The sequence below is a fragment of the Micromonospora sp. WMMD734 genome (assembly GCF_049178975.1).
Classification (GTDB): domain Bacteria; phylum Actinomycetota; class Actinomycetes; order Mycobacteriales; family Micromonosporaceae; genus Micromonospora; species Micromonospora wenchangensis.
Window position 1 is genome coordinate 591,167 of sequence record NZ_JBMHMK010000001.1, and the last position, 16,043, is coordinate 607,209.

A 16,043-nucleotide genomic window follows, 5' to 3' on the forward strand; every position below is an offset into this window, starting at 1 on the left:
ACCGCAGTGACGGCCTGTTGGCCCGGATCAGGGACGCCCAGGTGCGCGAGAGCCTGATGCCCTGGTTCCGCGAGTGGGTCACCATCGAGCAGCAGGCGACCGCGCTGTGTTCGTTCCAGCCATTGGTGGTGCCCGGCCGTTTCCAGACCGAGGACTACGCTCGCGCGCTGCACGAGGGGGCGAGCCAGCTCATCGGCGACGAGATGGAGCAGCAGGTCGCGGCGCGACTGGCCCGACAGGAGATCCTGCACCGGGCGTCCCCGCCGCTGTTCGTGGCGGTGCTCGACCACTCCGTGCTGGAACGCCCGGTCGGCGGGCCGAAGGTGATGCGGGAGCAGTTGCTGCACCTGCGGCAGCTCGGCGACCGGCCGCGGGTGCACCTGCACCTGGTGCCGAGGGACACCGGCGCCTACCCCGGGCTCAACGGCGCGTTCGTGATCGCCACACCGCCGGAGGGCGACGACGTCGCCTACCTCGACAACCAGCTACAGGGAACGCTCGTCGAACGGACGGCGGACGTACAATCGCTGCGGCGATGCTGGGAGTCGGTGCGCGCGGAGGCGCTGTCCCACGGGGCCACCATCAAGCTGATCTCGGAGGCGGCAGACTCATGGACCTGACCGGCGCGATCTGGCACAAGAGCACCCGCAGCAGCGGCAACTCCGGCGACTGCGTGGAGGTGGCGGCCAACCTGCCCGGCGTCGTCGGCGTCCGCGACAGCAAGGACCGCTCCGGCCCGGTGCTCACCTTCGCGCCGGCCGCCTGGCGGGCGTTCCTGCGCCACGCCAAGCGGGGCTGACCGGGGCGGACACACGCCCACCGGCGACCCGACACCCACCGCAGCACGGCGGCCTGCCGGTCGACGGCAGGTGGCCCGGTCCGGGAACACCCGGCCGGGCTTGAGTCAGTGGACCCGGCAGCGGAGTCGACCGCTACCGGCAGCGCTCGGTGGCGGCGGCCCCGGGCCGCCGCCACCGGCACGGAGACTTACAGCGGGCGGACGTTCTCCGCCTGCGGACCCTTCTGCCCCTGGGTCACATCGAACTCGACCTTCTGGGCCTCCTGCAGTTCCCGGTAGCCGCTGGTGGCGATCGCCGAGTAGTGAACGAAGACGTCAGGGCCTCCGCCGTCCTGCTCGATGAAGCCGAAGCCCTTTTCCGAGTTGAACCACTTGACCGTGCCGGTTGCCATGCATCTCTCCCTGTTTACAACGGGTGACCCCGCCGTCGCGGCGGATGATCGCCCTGTACTGCCCCGACAGTAGCCGGCCGATCCGGTTTTTGCCGGCTGAAAAGCCGCAGGATGCGGACGGAAACTCGCAGGTGGCCGGAATGTCGCCCCGGAAGGGGGCCGCTGCGGCACACTCGACCGGTGAACCGACCGCGCGTCGACGCGTTGACCGAGCTGGAACGCGAGATCGACGCGCCGGGTGACGGGCTGGACCGGCTGCGGCTGGTGCCCACCCCCTTCGTGCCCGAGGTGCGACTGCACCTCGCCGAGGACGCGATCGTCTGGTGGGCCCGGATGGAGGCCAGCGCCGGGCACACCCTGCCCCCGCCGTTCTGGGCGTCCGCCTGGGCCGGCGGCCAGGCCCTCGCCCGCCACCTGCTCGACCACCCCGAACTGGCCGCCGGCCGGCGGGTGCTCGACCTGGCCGCCGGCTCCGGACTCGTCGCCATCGCCGCCGCGCTGGCCGGCGCCACCCAGGTCGTGGCCAACGACGTCGACCCGTACGCGGTGGCGGCGGTCACCGTCAACGCGCGGGCCAACCGGGTCCGCGTGCAGGCCAGCCACCAGGACCTGCTCGACGACGACGGCACCCAGGCCGACCTGCTCGTCGCCGGGGACGTCCTCTACGACCGCGACCTCGCCGGACGGGTGCTGCCGTACCTGCGGCGGGCCGCCGACGGCGGGGCGCAGGTGCTGGTCGGCGACCCGGACCGGGGACACCTGCCGCCGGACGTGCTGGAGGTGGTGGCCAGCTACCCGGTGCCCACCACCGAACCCTCGGTCGACTCCCCGGTCCGCCGGGTCCAGGTGCTCCGCCCCCGCTGAAGCACCCCCACCGGCACGTCCCCCGTCGCGTCGTGGCCCCACCTCGGGGAGCCCGCCGAAAAACTCGGGGAGTGATCAGGGTCGCGACCCGATGCGCCGGGACGCCCGATGGTCGTAGCGTCATCTCGTGCTCGACGAATTGGCCCAGCTCGGAGACCTGCCGACCGCCCTGTTGATGGCGGCGCTCGGGCTGGTGATGCTCGCCGACGCCGTACCGCTGCTCGGGGTGCTCGTCCCCGGCGACGTGGCGATCCTCGCGGCGGTGGGGGTGGGCCGGCCGGTCGCCGGCGTGGCGACCATCGTCGCCGTGGTCGCTGGCTGCCTCACCGGCTGGTCCCTGAGCTTCCTCGCCGGGCGGATCTTCGGCGAGCGGCTGCGGCACAGCCGGGTCGGCGACTGGATCGGCGAGGGCCGCTGGTCGGCCGCCGAGCAGCTGCTGCGCTCCGGGGGTGGGCGGATGGTGCTCGTCGCGCCCTTCCTGCCGGTGTTCAACACGCTGCTGCCGTTGGCGGCCGGGAGCCTGCGGATGTCGTACCGCCGGTTCGTCGTCTGCGCCGCGCTCGGCGCGGCGGCCTGGGCCGGCCTCTACCTGGCCCTCGGCGCGGCGTCGCGGGCCCTGGCCGGGCTGTTGCCCGGCAACCCGCTGCTGGTCACCATGGCGGTCGGCCTGCTGCTGGCCGGCCTGGTGCTGCTGGGCACCCGGCGTCGGCTGCGCGCGCTGACCGGCGTCGGCCAGCCGGGCTGACCGACGCCTGACGGTCACCGTCGGGCCGTCACCGGCTCACCAGCCGCGCGCCCGCCACTGCGGCAGCGAGGCCCGTTCCGCGCCGAGCGTGCTGTCCGCGCCGTGCCCCGGATAGAACCAGGTGTCGTCGGGCAGCCGGTCGAACAGCTTGTGCTCGACGTCGTCGATGAGCTGGCCGAACCGCTCCGGGTCCCGGTCGGTGTTGCCCACCCCGCCGGGGAACAGCGAGTCGCCGGTGAACAGGTGCGGGGTGCCGGCCGGGTCGCGGTAGAGCAGCGCGATCGACCCCGGGGTGTGCCCCTTGACGTGGATCACCTCCAGCGTCTGGTCGCCCACCGCGACGGTGTCGCCGTCGGTCAGGGGCTGCGCCGCGATCGGCAGCCCCTCGGCGTCGTCGGCGTGCACCAGGGCCGACGCGCCGGTCGTGGCCACCACCTCCTCCAGGGCGACCCAGTGGTCCATGTGCCGGTGGGTGGTGACCACCGAGGTCAGCCCGGCGTCGCCGATCAGGTCGAGCAGCCGGGGCGCCTCGTTCGCGGCGTCGACGAGCACCTGCGCGCCGGTGTCGCGGCAACGCAGCAGGTAGGCGTTGTTGTCCATCGGGCCGACCGACACCTTGGTGACGGTGAGCCGGTCCAGTTCCCGGACGGCGGGTGGGCCGCCGGGGGTGACGTCTCCGGTGTAGCTCATGTGTGGTCTATATCCATTCCGGTGGGGTCGGCAGGGCACCGTCGGGGGTGACGGTCAGCCCGTCGCCGCTGCTGCGGCCGATCAACCAGGCGGCCAGCGCGGCGCAGCTGCCGGCGACCTGCGGGGCGTCCTGTGTGTCGCGCACCACCAGCTCCGGCCGGTTGCCGTCGGTGGGCCGCAGCACCAGCGCGGGCGCGTCGGGCCGCTCGGCGAGCCCACCGGCCACCTCGTGCAGCAGGTGCGGGGCGAACGCGGCCGGCCAGTCCGCCGGCCGGTAGCCGGCGGCCAGGTCGACGTGGTGCACCTCCAACTCGCGCCACCGGGCCCAGGGGACCAGGGCGGCCGGCCACGGGCCACGTCGGGCCTGCACGGTGGCGCTCCACGCCGACGCCGTCATCGCGGCCACCGCCTCGGCGAACCGGTCGGTGCTGCGGCGCAGGTCGGCCAGCAGCTCGGCGGGTGGGCGGCCGGCACCGGCGGCGATGTCGGCGTCGCGGGCGGCGACGCTTTCGTACATCGGGATGTCCTCGCCGGTGCGGGCGGCGGTGAGCAGGTTGACGAGCCCGTCGGCGTTGCGGGCCAGGTGGGTCAGCACGTGGCCCCGGGACCAGCCGGGCAACAGGCTGGGGGCGGCGACGGCCGCCGCGTCGAGCCCGGCGGCGGTGTCCAGCAGGCGGGCGGCCGAGTCGACCACCTCACCGGTAAACATCAGTGGGTCCGTCGTCACGCCACGACCCTAACGGTCCGGACAGCGTTGCGCCGCCGGGGAATTCGCTTTCGGCCTGTCGGCCGGCGGCCTACCGTCGGCCTGACACGGTACCGGGACGACGGACGGGGGTGGTGGTCATGCCGGTCGCAGTACGCGTGTTGCGCCACGACCAGTTCCGACCCCGGTGAGGATGACATGACCATCGATCTGACCGCCCTCGGCCTCGACGCCGAACGGGCGGCGTACGCGCGGCGGCGTCCGGACCGCCGGCCCGGCCGGGTGGCCCGGGTCGACCGGGGGGTGTGCACCGTGCTCGGCGCGGACGGACCGGTCCGGGCCAGCCTGGGCCCGGCGGTGCTGGCCGCCGCCGCCCGTGACCTGACCGCCCTGCCCTGCGCCGGTGACTGGGTGCTGCTGGCCCGCTGGCCGGACGGCCCGGTGACCGTCGACGCGGTGCTGCCCCGGCGGACCGCGCTGGTCCGCCGCACCGCCGGCAAGGACGCCAGCGGCCAGGTGCTCGCCGCCAACCTCGACACCGCCGCGGTGATCGAGCCGGTGCACCCGGAGCCGGACGCCGCCCGGATCGAACGGCTGCTCGCCCTGGCCCACGAGTCGGGGGCCACCCCGCTGGTGGTGCTCACCAAGGCCGACCTGGCCGCCGACCCGCAGGCGGTGGCCCGGCAGCTCGCCGCCGTCGCCCCCGGGGTGCCGGTGCTGCCGGTCAGCGCCGAGCGGGGCACCGGCCTGACGCCGCTGCGTCCGCTGGTCGCGGCGGGGCGCACGCTGGCCCTGCTCGGCCCGTCCGGGGCGGGTAAGTCGAGCCTGGTCAACGCGCTGGTCGGGGCGGAGGTCATGCCGACCCAGGCGATCCGCCGGGTCGACGGCAAGGGGCGGCACACCACCACCTGGCGGGCGCTGGTCCCGGTGCCCGGCGGCGGCGCGGTGCTGGACACCCCCGGGGTCCGGGCGGTGGGCCTGCTGGACGGGCACACCGGGCTGGACCGGGCGTTCACCGACATCGCCGAGCTGGCCACCGGCTGCCGGTACGCCGACTGCGGGCACACCGCCGAGCCGGCGTGTGCGGTGCGCGAGGCGGTGGAGGCCGGGGAGTTGCCGGGCCGGCGCTTCGAGAGCTGGCGTCGGCTCCAGCGGGAGCTGGCGTACGAGAGCGGTCGCCGGCAGAGCCGGTTGGCGGCCGAGCGGCGGGGCGGCTGGCGGGGTGGCCGTCGGCGGCCGGCCCGGCCGCCGACGCCGCCCCTGCCCGGCGGGTTCTGACCCGCTCCGGCCCGGCCGGTCCCGACCGGCCGGGCCGGGTGCGGTGGTGTGCCCGGCGGGTCGGCCGACCGGTGTGAGCTGGGGGAATGTTGGCGTGCGGGAAGTTGTCGTAGCCCGGGGCTAGAGTTGCGCAGGCGTTCCTTCTGCGCCCCGTAAAACCGCTCAGATCCCACTCGGAGCGGACAGATCCGCCTCATATTCTTCTTCCGGGAGCACCCGCACCGTGGCCGACCGTCTGATCATCCGTGGCGCGCGCGAGCACAACCTGCGTGACGTCAGTCTCGACCTGCCCCGGGACGCCCTCATCGTCTTCACCGGGCTCTCCGGCTCCGGCAAGTCGAGCCTGGCCTTCGACACCATTTTCGCCGAGGGGCAGCGCCGCTACGTCGAGTCGCTGTCGTCGTACGCCCGGCAGTTCCTCGGCCAGATGGACAAGCCCGACGTCGACTTCATCGAGGGCCTGAGCCCCGCCGTCTCCATCGACCAGAAGTCCACCTCGCGCAACCCGCGTTCCACCGTCGGCACCATCACCGAGGTCTACGACTACCTGCGGCTGCTCTTCGCCCGTATCGGCGAGCCGCACTGCCCGGTCTGCGGCGAGCGGATCTCCCGGCAGAGCCCGCAGCAGATCGTCGACCGGGTCCTCGCGATGGCCGAGGGCACCCGGTTCATGGTGCTCGCCCCGGTGGTCCGGGGCCGCAAGGGCGAGTACGTCGACCTCTTCGCCGAACTCCAGGCCAAGGGCTACGCCCGCGCCCGGGTCGACGGGGTGGTGCACCCGCTGACCGAGCCGCCGAAGCTCAAGAAGCAGGAGAAGCACACCATCGAGGTGGTGATCGACCGGCTCAGCGTCAAGCCGGGCGCCAAGCAGCGGCTGACCGACTCGGTCGAGGCCGCGCTCGGCCTCTCCGACGGCCTGGTGCTGCTCGACTTCGTCGACCTGCCCGAGAACGACCCGGCCCGGGAGCGCCGCTACTCCGAGCACCTGGCCTGCCCCAACGACCACCCGTTGGCGATCGAGGACCTGGAACCCCGGGTGTTCTCGTTCAACGCGCCCTACGGGGCCTGCCCGGAGTGCACCGGCCTGGGCACCAAGAAGGAGGTCGACCCGGAGCTGGTCGTCCCCGACCCGGAGCGCACCCTTCGCGAGGGCGCGTTGCAGCCCTGGGCCACCGGGCACAACCTGGAATACTTCCTGCGCCTGCTGGAGGCGCTGGGCGAGAGCCAGCACTTCGACGTCGACACCCCCTGGCGGGCGTTGCCGGCCCGGGCCCAGAAGATCATCCTGCACGGCTCCGACGACCAGGTGCACGTGCGCTACCGCAACAAGTACGGCCGCGAGCGCTCCTACTACACCGGCTTCGAGGGCGTGGTGCAGTGGATCGAGCGGCGGCACACCGACACCGAGAGCGAGTGGTCGCGCGACAAGTACGAGGGCTACATGCGTGACGTGCCCTGTGCGGCCTGCGGCGGCACCCGGCTCAAGCCCGAGGTGCTGGCGGTCACCATCGCCGGCAGGAGCATCGCCGAGGTGTGCAACCTGTCGGTGGGCGAGGCGGCCGAGCTGCTCGCCGGCATCACGTTGACCGACCGGCAGAAGATGATCGCCGAGCGGGTGCTCAAGGAGATCAACGCCCGGCTGCGGTTCCTGCTCGACGTCGGCCTGGACTACCTCTCCCTGGACCGGGCGGCCGGCACCCTGTCCGGTGGCGAGGCGCAGCGCATCCGGCTGGCCACCCAGATCGGCTCCGGCCTGGTCGGCGTGCTCTACGTGCTCGACGAGCCGTCGATCGGCCTGCACCAGCGGGACAACCACCGGCTGATCGAGACCCTGCTGCGGCTGCGTGGCCTGGGCAACACGCTGATCGTGGTCGAGCACGACGAGGACACCATCCGGGTGGCCGACTGGATCGTCGACATCGGCCCCGGCGCGGGCGAGCACGGCGGCAAGATCGTGCACAGCGGGTCGGTGCCGGAGTTGCTGGACAATCCCGAGTCGGTGACCGGGGCGTACCTGTCGGGCCGGCGGGAGATCCCGACGCCGCGGCAGCGCCGGCCGCAGACGCCGGAACGGGAGCTGGTGGTGCACGGGGCGCGCGAACACAACCTGCGCAACCTCACCGTGCCGTTCCCGCTGGGGCAGCTGATCGCGGTCACCGGGGTCTCCGGTTCGGGCAAGTCGACGCTGGTCAACGACATCCTGTACGCGGTGCTGGCCAACCAGATCAACGGCGCGCGGCTGGTGCCGGGCCGGCACACCCGGGTCTCCGGGCTGGAGCACGTCGACAAGGTGGTCGGCGTCGACCAGTCGCCGATCGGCCGTACCCCGCGCTCCAACCCGGCCACCTACACCGGGGTCTGGGACCACGTCCGCAAGCTGTTCGCCGAGACCACCGAGGCCAAGGTCCGGGGGTACGGCCCCGGCCGGTTCTCGTTCAACGTCAAGGGTGGCCGCTGCGAGGCGTGCTCCGGCGACGGCACCATCAAGATCGAGATGAACTTCCTGCCGGACGTCTACGTCCCGTGCGAGGTGTGCAAGGGCGCCCGGTACAACCGGGAGACCCTGGAGGTGCACTACAAGGGCAAGACCGTCTCCGACGTGCTGGAGATGCCGATCGAGGAGGCGGCCGAGTTCTTCTCCGCCATCCCGGCCATCCACCGGCACCTGCGCACGCTCAACGACGTGGGCCTGGGCTACGTCCGGCTGGGCCAGCCCGCGCCGACGCTGTCCGGCGGTGAGGCGCAGCGGGTCAAGCTGGCCTCCGAGCTGCAGAAGCGTTCCACCGGCCGGACGGTCTACGTGCTCGACGAGCCCACCACCGGCCTGCACTTCGAGGACATCCGCAAGCTGCTGATGGTGCTGGAGGGCCTGGTCGACAAGGGCAACACGGTGATCACCATCGAGCACAACCTCGACGTGATCAAGACGGCCGACTGGCTGATCGACATGGGCCCCGAGGGCGGTCACCGGGGCGGCACCGTGCTCGCCACCGGCACCCCGGAAGAGGTCGCCGAGGTCGCCGAGAGCCACACCGGGCAGTTCCTGCGTTCCGTGCTCAAGCTCGACGGCCAGGCCCGGGGCGCGAAGGCGGCGGTGACCCGGGCGGCCCGCGCCAACGGCACGACGCCGAAGGCGCGTACCCGTAAGGTGCCCGCCGGGGCCCGCTGACCCGGCGGCCCGCCGCCCGGCCCGCACGCCCCCGCCGCCGGGCCTGTCCACGCCCGGCGGCGGGGCGCGGTGGCGCGTCGGCCCGCTGCGCAGGGCGTTCCCGGGCGGCCGGGATGAACCGTCGGGCACAGTGGTGCGTGTGCTCCAGTGAGCCGCGCGGGTCGACGACCGGCGGCAGTAGTCGAGAGAAAGGCCGGAGATGACAGACGACCAGGTGCCGACCGTGCCCGGTGTGCAGACCCGACGTGCCCTGCTGGCCGGGGCCGGCGCGGTGGGGGCGGCGGTCCTCCTGACCGCCTGCGGTGACGACTCCGGTGACGAGCCGGCCACCCCGGCCACCGGCGGACCGGCCGCGACCACCGGCGGGTCGGGTGCCGCCGCGATCGCCAGGACGGGTGACATCCCGGTCGGCGGCGGCCAGGTCTACGCCGCGCAGGGTGTGGTGATCACCCAGCCGACGGCGGGGGAGTTCAAGGGGTTCGACCCGATCTGCACCCACCAGGGCTGCCCGGTGTCGAACGTCGACGGCGGGACGATCAACTGCACCTGCCACAACAGCAAGTTCGCCATCACCGACGGCGCGGTCAAGCAGGGCCCGGCGACCCAGCCGCTGGCGGCGAAGGAACTCAAGGTCGACGGCGACCAGATCACGCTGGCCTGACCGACACCGGCCGGCCCGCAGGACGTCCTGCGGGCCGGCCGGTCGGGGTCACTGCGCGTAGACCGCCATCTCCCAGATCGAGTAACCGTACGTGGTGGCCCGGGTCACCCCGTGCATCCGCACGTACCGGGCGGTCGTGGTGGGGAAGGCCGCCACGTCGGTGCCGCCGTCGCCGGCCGTGGTCGACCACACCGTCCGCCAGCTCAACCCGTCGGTCGACACCTCGATCCGGTACGACCTGGCGTACGCCGACTCCCAGGCCAGCGTCACCCGGCCCACCTGCCGGGCCGACCCGAGGTCGACGCTGAGCCACTGGTCGTCGGCCCAACTGCTCGCCCAGCGGGTGCCGAGGTCGGAGTCGACGGCCTTGCCCGCCCCGAAGAACAGCTCACTGCCGGACGCGGTCGCCGTCCGGCCGGCGGCCAGGTTGGTCAGGTCGTCGCCACGCCGAGACGGGAACGACACCGTCTGCTGGAAGGTGGGCCGGTTCTGCCAGGCGATGGTGGCGTGCTTGATCCCACCCAGCGGCGACTGGATGATCGCGTCCGCGCACCACTGGTCACCGGCGGCGCAGCTCGCGTCCCCGGGGTACACCTGGGCCGCCGGGGTGGCCGCCGCCGTGCGCAACGTGTCCAGCAGCACCTGCCGGCAGCCGGCCAGGTTCCCCGCGCCGCAGAAGCCCCGGCCCAGCCCGCCGCGCACCGGGTCGCCGAGCACCGCGCGCAGGTCCTTGTCGACGTAACCCCACCAGCCGTACTGGAAGGACGAGCCCTTGTGCGCCTGGGCCTCGTTGGCCGAGGTCGGCAGGTTGGACTTGTCGCCCTGCTGGTACCCGGAGGGGGACTCGTTGATCTGGATCGCGTTGATCAGCGACTGGTAGAGGTCCGGGCCGAGCTGGTCGCGGAACATCCCCCGCACCAGCAGCGGCCACCAGGCGTCGAAGGTGCGGATCGCATCGGCGTGCCGGTAGACCTTCGACCCCTTCGCCGTCTCCACCCGCAGCGCGCCGTCCTGCCGCCACGCCTTGAGCCGGCTGATCTCGGTGGCCAGCGCGGCGTCGGCGACGGGCTGGCTCTCCAGCACCCGGATCAGCTCGTCGAGCACCTCGGCCCCGCGCAGGTCGGTCACGCCGGCCTGCTCCACCAGCGCGGTTAGCGAGCCCCGGTCGTACTTCCGGCCGGCGACCAGGCCCGCCTTGAGCGGGCGGTCCAGCAGGTCGGCCCGGTGCACCGCGCCGAAGCTGTAGTTGCCGTCCGCGCCGCCGAAGTCCTTGGCCTGCTTGTTGTTCCAACTGACGTAGTAGTCCTGGTTGACCGACCGGGGGTGGGCGGCCAGCGGGGCGTAGCTTGCGGTGTTCGTCGCCGGGTCGAAGCCCTGCCACTCGTAGGCCGGCTCGGCCTTCATCGGCAGGTTCGGGTTGGACCCGGCGGCCCGCACCGGGTTCAGCCCGGAGTTGAAGTACGCCGACTCGGTGGAGTTGACGTAGAACCAGTTGAAGGCGTACTCGACGTTGTTGGCCGAGGCGACGAAGGCGTCCGCCGAGCCCATCTGGGCCGGGTCGTTGAACATCTGGAAGCCGATCGCCGAGTCGGCCTCGTGCCGGTAGGTGGAGCGCAGCTGGGTGAACGCGTGCGGTTTGCCGCCCACCGTGCCCCGCCACGACACCAGGCCGAGCTTCGTCCGCCAGGCCACCAGCTTGTACGACCCCTTGGCGGTGCCGTCGGCGAGGGTCGGCGTCCACTTGTTGACGTGGGCGAGCTCCTCCATCGCCACGCACTGGCCCCGGTAGAGGTAGTGGTCGGCGGCGAGGGTGGGGGTGCTGCCGTCGGTGGTGCACAGCGGCACCGCGTAGGTGTCGGTGATGTCGTGGATCGACGAGGTGGCGCTCCACGCGTAGTCCTGGCCCCGGCCGAGCAGCACGTAGAGGTTGAGCCCGGCGAACGCCGCGCCCCGGGCGCTGATCCCCGGCCCCTGCAACTCCTGGATCATCAGCAGTTGCGGCGAGAAGTAGCCGGTCTGCGGGCCGAAGACCGCGACCGGGTGCCCGGTGGCCGAGTTCGCGGCCGAGACCACCGCCGCGTTGGACATGCCCCGGTGCGCCGGGCTGATGGTCAGCCCGGACAGCGCGGCGGCCAGCTCACCGGACGCGCTGTTGCCGGTGGTGCGGGCCGGGGCGGCGGTGCTGCCGGCGGAGCCGGTCGGGTCGGTGAAGATCGGCTCGACCCGGGCCGAGCCGGCGTCGGGCAGCGCCACGCTCGCCGCGTCGGGGGAGGCGTCGCCGTACGGGAAGCTCTGCCCGTCGTGCAGGGTCAGCACGGTCTCCGGATCGTTCTGGTTGCGGAACGCCGTCCACACCTTGTCGCCCTCGGTGGCCCCGTACTTGGCGCGGGCGGCGATACGGACCAGCGCGGACTGCATCTCGGTGCCGCCCCCGCCGCCGAACAGCCCGCCGACCACGCCGGCGATGGCGATCAGGTCGGTGAGCTGGAACGGCTCCGGGCCACCGGCGTTGGTGACCGCGTCCAGGTGGCCGGTGAGCACGTACTCGCCGGGGCAGTTGCGGGCACCCATGCAGACGCCGATGTAGGCGTTGATGCCGGCGATGTACTCCTGCACGTCGGCGTAGAGCTGCTGGCCGCGCGGCCCCTTCGTGCGCAGCGCCTCGACCTGCGCCTGGAGGTCCGCCTCGGTGTACGGCGAGTTGCGCCAGACGCTCTGCTCCAGGGCCCGGTTGCCGGGTGCGCCCCCGGCGAACGAGGTGAGGGTGCCCCGGCCGACGTGCCGCAGCAGGTCCATGGTGAACAGCCGGTCCTCGGCTCCGGCGTAGCCGGCGCCGTACATGGTGCCGCCCCGGGTGGTGCCGGTGACGTGCGGGACGCCGGTCGCCTTGTCCCGCAGGATGCGGACGTCGGCGCGGGGCGAGTAGTCGCGTTCGACCTGCCCCTGCGGGACGCCGAAGGAGGCGTCGTTGAAGAACGAGCCGATCTGTTCCTCGCGTAGCCCGGCGTAGCCGTAGACCAGGTCGGCGTAGCGGCCGAGCTGGTCGGCGGAGTGCCGGGGCAGGGTGCCGAGGGTCTGGTTGCCCAGCACCTCGACCAGTGTGGCGTTGCCGTTCTGGCCGGGCGGCAGGATGTCGCCGCACTCGCCGAGGCAGTAGTCCTCGGGGGTGAAGGCGGCACGTGGCGCGGCGGCCTCGGCGGGTGCGGCGGGTGTCGTGGTGAGCAGGGCGGCGACGCTGATGCCGGCGGTCAGGCCGGCGAGCAGGCGACGGACGGTGGGGGGACGGGGCATGGCGATCCTCCGATGAGGATGGGATCTTTACGTGAATAACATTCGGTTACCGGATGGTAATCTCCGTCCGTCGATATCGGAAGACGTCCATCGACCGGCGTCCGCCGGTCCTTCCGCTCCAGATTGGATCGTCGATGAAGGTCGTCCGTCTGCTCGCGTCCGCGACGCTGCTCGCGGTCGCGCTCACCCCGTCCGGGCCGGCCGCCGCCTCGGCCGCCCCCGCCCCTGCCCCCGCCGGGGTCGCCGCCCCCACCTCGGGGGCGTTCTCCGTGCTCACCTACAACGTCGCCGGGCTGCCCGACATCATCTCCAGCGGCGACCCGGCGACGAACACCAGGCCGATCGGCGAACGGCTCGGCGGGTACGACATCGTGCACGTCCAGGAGGACTTCAACTACCACGCCGACCTGTACGCCACCGACCAGCACCCGTACCGGACGCCCACCAGCGGGGGCGTGCCGTTCGGCAGCGGCCTCAACACGCTGTCGAACTACCCGTACAGCGACTTCGCTCGGGTAAAGTGGAACTCCTGCAACGGCACCGACTGCCTGACCCCGAAGGGCTTCACCGCCAGCCGCATCCGGCTCGCCGAGGGCGTCTACGTCGACTTCTACAACGCCCACCCCAACGCCGGCACCACCGACGCCGACCTGGCCGCCCGGCGGTCCAACCTCAGCCAGCTCTCCGCGTACGTCGCCGCCAACTCGGCAGGCAACGCGGTGGTGCTGATGGGGGACCTGAACGTCCGCTACACCCGTACCGGTGACAACATCCGCGACCTGGTGGCGGCCAACGGCCTCACCGACGTCTGGGTGCAGCAGGAGCGGGGCGGCCAGCCGCCGGCCGCCGGTGACCCGGCGCTGGTCTGCGACGAGGCCAACGTGACCGACGCCTGCGAGGTGGTCGACAAGATCCTCTACCGGGGCAACAGGCTGGTCGACCTCACCCTGAACCGCTACCACAACGAGCACGCCCGGTTCCTCACCCCGACCGGCGGCCCGCTGTCCGACCACTACCCGCATGCCGCCTGGTTCGACTGGACCCTCGACCCGACGCTGCGGGCCAGCGACACCTGGGGCGGCCCGCACGGCACGCCGTTCACCGACGCCGACCGGGTCGGCCCGGCGGTCACCCGGGTCACCCTGCGCGGCGGCTCCCGGCTCGACGCCGTCGGCGTCGACCTCGCCGACGGCGGCCAGCTGCGCCACGGCGGCACCGGCGGGACGGAGAGCAGCCTCACCCTGGCCCCCGGCGAGCGGATCACCCAGGTCACCCTCACCCAGGGGCAGAAGGACGGCCGGACCAGGATCTTCTCGGCCCGGCTCAGCACCGACCAGGGCCGCACCCTCACCGCCGGTACGCCCACCTCGGCGGCGGTCACCTTCACCGCACCCGAGGGGGGCCGGCTGGCCGGCTTCTTCGGCCGCAGCGGCACCGAGGTCGACCAGCTCGGCGTGATCTGGAGTGTCGGGGGCAACGGATAGTCTCGGTGCCGTGGCTGATCCCTCGACCTACCGCCCCGCGACCGGCACGATCCCCGAGTCCCCCGGGGTCTACCGGTTCCGCGACGGCACCGGCCGGGTGATCTACGTCGGCAAGGCCAAGAGCCTGCGCAGCAGGCTCAACTCCTACTTCGCCGACCCGTGGGGGCTGCACGAGCGCACCCGGCAGATGGTCACCACGGCCGAGTCGGTCGACTGGGTCACCGTCGGCACCGAGGTCGAGGCGCTCCAGCTCGAATACACCTGGATCAAGCAGTACGACCCCCGGTTCAACGTCCGGTACCGCGACGACAAGTCGTATCCGTACCTGGCGGTGACCCTCGACGAGGAATACCCGCGGTTGCAGGTCATGCGGGGCGCGAAGCGTAAGGGCGTGCGGTACTTCGGGCCGTACTCGCACGCCTGGGCGATCCGCGAGACGCTCGACCTGCTGCTGCGGGTCTTCCCCGCCCGCACCTGCTCCGCCGGGGTGTTCAAGCGGGCCGGGCAGGTCGGCCGGCCCTGCCTGCTCGGCTACATCGGCAAGTGCTCCGCGCCCTGCGTCGGCACCGTCTCCGCCGAGGCGCACCGGGCGATCGTCGACAACTTCTGCGAGTTCATGGCCGGCCGCACCGACACCATGGTGCGTCGCCTCGAACGCGAGATGACCGAGGCCAGCGAGCAGTTGGAGTTCGAGCGGGCGGCCCGGCTGCGCGACGACGTGGCCGCCCTGCGCCGGGCGATGGAGAAGCAGACAGTGGTGCTCGGCGACGGCACCGACGCCGACGTGGTCGCCTTCGCCGACGACCCCCTCGAAGCCGCCGTGCAGGTCTTCCACGTCCGCGACGGTCGGGTACGCGGCCAGCGCGGCTGGGTGGTGGAGAAGACCGAGGAGCTGACCACCGGCGACCTGGTGCACCACTTCTGCACCCAGGTCTACGGCGGTGAGCAGGGCGAGGCAGACGTCCCCCGGGAGTTGCTCGTCCCCGAGCTGCCGGGCGACGCCGAGGCGCTCGCCGACTGGCTCAGCGCCCGCCGGGGCAGCCGGGTGTCGCTGCGGGTGCCCCAGCGCGGCGACAAGAAGACCCTGCTGGAGACGGTGGGCCGCAACGCGAAGGACGCGCTGGCCCGGCACAAGCTCAAGCGGGCCGGTGACCTGACCACCCGCAGCAAGGCGCTCGACGAGATCAGCGAGGCGCTCGGCATGCGTACCTCGCCGCTGCGCATCGAGTGCTTCGACGTCTCCCAGATCCAGGGCACCGATGTGGTGGCCAGCATGGTCGTCTTCGAGGACGGGCTGCCCCGCAAGAGCGAGTACCGCCGGTTCATCGTCCGGGGCGCCACCGACGACCTGTCGGCGATGTCCGAGGTGCTGCGTCGCCGCTTCGCCCGCTACCTCGACGCCCGCGCCGAGACCGGCGAGCTGGGCGAGGAGACCGCGTCCGATCCCGACCGCCCCGGCATCGATCCGACCACCGGCCGGCCGCGTAAGTTCGCCTACCCGCCGCAGCTGGTGGTGGTCGACGGTGGCGCCCCGCAGGTGGCGGCGGCGGCCCAGGCCCTGGCCGAGCTGGGCATCGACGACGTGGCGCTGTGCGGGCTGGCCAAGCGGCTGGAGGAGGTCTGGCTCCCCGACGACGCTTACCCGGTCATCCTGCCGCGCACCTCCGAGGGGCTCTACCTGCTGCAACGCGTCCGCGACGAGGCGCACCGGTTCGCCATCACGTTCCACCGGCAGCGGCGCTCCAAGCGGATGACCGAATCGGCCCTGGACACCGTCCCCGGGCTGGGCGAGGTACGCCGCAAGGCGCTGCTGCACCACTTCGGCTCGCTCAAACGGCTCTCCGCCGCCACCGTCGAGGAGATTGTCGAGGTGCCCGGGGTGGGCCGGCGCACCGCCGAGGCGATCCTCGCCGCCCTCGACGGTGACCCGAAGACCACCGCCCCCACCCCGACCGACTGACGGC

13 protein-coding genes are annotated in these 16,043 nt (G+C 72.8%); 9 read left to right on the forward strand and 4 right to left on the reverse strand.

What is annotated here, in order from left to right:
- Positions 1-41: 41 nt before the first annotated feature.
- Together ACN267_RS02675 and ACN267_RS02680 are read left to right on the forward strand one after the other, a co-directional pair.
- Positions 42-620: a DUF5753 domain-containing protein gene (locus ACN267_RS02675; protein WP_421487834.1), complete on the forward strand. Its 579-nt coding sequence runs from the start codon at positions 42-44 to the stop codon at positions 618-620.
- A complete protein-coding gene (locus tag ACN267_RS02680) occupies positions 611-799 on the forward strand; it encodes a DUF397 domain-containing protein (protein ID WP_281895757.1) in 189 nt (62 codons plus the stop codon). Before ACN267_RS02675 ends, ACN267_RS02680 begins: the two co-directional genes overlap by 10 nt.
- Before the next feature lie 188 nt (positions 800-987).
- On the opposite strand, the gene ACN267_RS02685 is transcribed toward ACN267_RS02680, so the two are convergent.
- Positions 988-1,191 carry a cold-shock protein gene (locus tag ACN267_RS02685; protein ID WP_067314937.1) on the reverse strand — a complete coding sequence of 68 codons (204 nt, stop codon included), beginning with the start codon at positions 1,189-1,191 and terminating at the stop codon, positions 988-990.
- A 180-nt stretch (positions 1,192-1,371) separates the two neighbouring features.
- Here ACN267_RS02685 and ACN267_RS02690 point away from each other — a divergent pair, with 180 nt between their 5' ends.
- Both ACN267_RS02690 and ACN267_RS02695 read left to right on the forward strand, forming a co-directional pair.
- Positions 1,372-2,055, forward strand: a complete 684-nt coding sequence (locus ACN267_RS02690) for a class I SAM-dependent methyltransferase (protein ID WP_421487835.1) — start codon at positions 1,372-1,374, stop codon at positions 2,053-2,055.
- 127 nt (positions 2,056-2,182) lie between these two features.
- Positions 2,183-2,800: a DedA family protein gene (locus ACN267_RS02695; protein WP_204959166.1), complete on the forward strand. Its 618-nt coding sequence runs from the start codon at positions 2,183-2,185 to the stop codon at positions 2,798-2,800.
- 36 nt (positions 2,801-2,836) lie between these two features.
- On the opposite strand, the gene ACN267_RS02700 is transcribed toward ACN267_RS02695, so the two are convergent.
- Together ACN267_RS02700 and ACN267_RS02705 are read right to left on the reverse strand one after the other, a co-directional pair.
- Positions 2,837-3,490 carry an MBL fold metallo-hydrolase gene (locus tag ACN267_RS02700; protein ID WP_281895762.1) on the reverse strand — a complete coding sequence of 218 codons (654 nt, stop codon included), beginning with the start codon at positions 3,488-3,490 and terminating at the stop codon, positions 2,837-2,839.
- Positions 3,491-3,497: 7 nt separating this feature from the next.
- Positions 3,498-4,217 (reverse strand): maleylpyruvate isomerase family mycothiol-dependent enzyme, encoded by a 720-nt coding sequence (locus ACN267_RS02705; protein WP_281895765.1) that lies wholly within the window; start codon positions 4,215-4,217, stop codon positions 3,498-3,500.
- 177 nt (positions 4,218-4,394) lie between these two features.
- Between ACN267_RS02705 and rsgA the strand changes: the two genes are divergently transcribed.
- From rsgA to ACN267_RS02720, 3 genes are all read left to right on the forward strand, one after another.
- The gene (rsgA, locus tag ACN267_RS02710) at positions 4,395-5,474 is read left to right on the forward strand and encodes a ribosome small subunit-dependent GTPase A (RefSeq protein ID WP_421487836.1); all 1,080 of its coding nucleotides are present in this window, start codon (positions 4,395-4,397) and stop codon (positions 5,472-5,474) included.
- 223 nt (positions 5,475-5,697) lie between these two features.
- A complete protein-coding gene (uvrA, locus tag ACN267_RS02715; RefSeq protein WP_204959162.1) occupies positions 5,698-8,643 on the forward strand; it encodes an excinuclease ABC subunit UvrA in 2,946 nt (981 codons plus the stop codon).
- 199 nt (positions 8,644-8,842) lie between these two features.
- Positions 8,843-9,304 (forward strand): Rieske (2Fe-2S) protein, encoded by a 462-nt coding sequence (locus ACN267_RS02720; protein WP_421487837.1) that lies wholly within the window; start codon positions 8,843-8,845, stop codon positions 9,302-9,304.
- 48 nt (positions 9,305-9,352) lie between these two features.
- Here ACN267_RS02720 and ACN267_RS02725 read toward each other — a convergent pair whose 3' ends face one another.
- On the reverse strand, positions 9,353-12,595 hold the full coding sequence (locus ACN267_RS02725; RefSeq protein ID WP_421487838.1) for a penicillin acylase family protein: 3,243 nt from the start codon (positions 12,593-12,595) through the stop codon (positions 9,353-9,355).
- A gap of 134 nt (positions 12,596-12,729) precedes the next feature.
- On the opposite strand from ACN267_RS02725, the gene ACN267_RS02730 reads away from it, so the two are divergent.
- The gene (locus tag ACN267_RS02730; protein ID WP_204959159.1) at positions 12,730-14,079 is read left to right on the forward strand and encodes a jacalin-like lectin; all 1,350 of its coding nucleotides are present in this window, start codon (positions 12,730-12,732) and stop codon (positions 14,077-14,079) included.
- Between the two features lie 10 nt (positions 14,080-14,089).
- On the forward strand, positions 14,090-16,039 hold the full coding sequence (gene uvrC / locus ACN267_RS02735; RefSeq protein WP_421487839.1) for an excinuclease ABC subunit UvrC: 1,950 nt from the start codon (positions 14,090-14,092) through the stop codon (positions 16,037-16,039).
- The last annotated feature ends 4 nt before the right edge of the window (positions 16,040-16,043 follow it).

Bases quoted from the DNA above. Each gene is read 5' to 3' on its own strand.
- ACN267_RS02680 (WP_281895757.1), top strand. From the start codon at position 611: ATGGACCTGACCGGCGCGATCTGGCACAAGAGCACCCGCAGCAGCGGC.
- ACN267_RS02685 (WP_067314937.1), bottom strand. From the start codon at position 1,191: ATGGCAACCGGCACGGTCAAGTGGTTCAACTCGGAAAAGGGCTTCGGC.
- ACN267_RS02700 (WP_281895762.1), bottom strand. From the start codon at position 3,490: ATGAGCTACACCGGAGACGTCACCCCCGGCGGCCCACCCGCCGTCCGG.
- rsgA (WP_421487836.1), top strand. From the start codon at position 4,395: ATGACCATCGATCTGACCGCCCTCGGCCTCGACGCCGAACGGGCGGCG.
- ACN267_RS02720 (WP_421487837.1), top strand. From the start codon at position 8,843: ATGACAGACGACCAGGTGCCGACCGTGCCCGGTGTGCAGACCCGACGT.
- ACN267_RS02725 (WP_421487838.1), bottom strand. From the start codon at position 12,595: ATGCCCCGTCCCCCCACCGTCCGTCGCCTGCTCGCCGGCCTGACCGCC.
- ACN267_RS02730 (WP_204959159.1), top strand. From the start codon at position 12,730: ATGAAGGTCGTCCGTCTGCTCGCGTCCGCGACGCTGCTCGCGGTCGCG.